This is a genomic window from Mesorhizobium sp. M1A.F.Ca.IN.020.06.1.1 (assembly GCF_004023265.1).
Lineage (GTDB): Bacteria > Pseudomonadota > Alphaproteobacteria > Rhizobiales > Rhizobiaceae > Mesorhizobium.
Genome location: NZ_RZSR01001803.1, coordinates 1 through 454, shown reverse-complemented (window position 1 = coordinate 454; position 454 = coordinate 1). Strand labels below are relative to the sequence as shown.

1 pseudogene is annotated in these 454 nt (G+C 68.3%); it reads right to left on the bottom strand.

The annotated features are described in order from the left end of the window. A pseudogene (locus tag EOA60_RS36990) lies at positions 1-454 on the bottom strand (4-(cytidine 5'-diphospho)-2-C-methyl-D-erythritol kinase); the annotation flags it as partial.

Genomic DNA, 454 nt, shown 5'->3' with positions numbered 1-454 from the left:
AGATCGTTCCGCGTCGTGTCCAGCCAATTGCGTATGCCGTGAAAATCGAGCCGGCCGGGCAGCGGCGGCAATGCCGCATTGTCAGGTCCGGAAAGCGCCTTGAATACTTCGGGTGTCGAAACGGCGACGCCCGGGTTGACGAGGACCAGCGCAAGCGCCGGAAACTCCGTCAGCGGCGACAGTTCATCGCCGATGCCGCGCGCAATTAGCGGCCTTGCCTTGAGGCACATCGGGAGATCGGCGCCGAGCGTCAGCCCGATCCGCGCCAGCCCCGCCTCCCCGATGTCGAGCTCCCAGAGGCGCGAAAGGCCGTTGAGCGCCGCCGCCGCGTCGCTCGAGCCGCCGCCGACGCCGGAAGCGACCGGCAGGTTCTTCTCCAGCCGGATGGCGACTGGTGGCGCCTGTTGCGCGCCGGCTTCCCGCCGCAACGCGTCGCGCGCTTTGAGTACCAGAT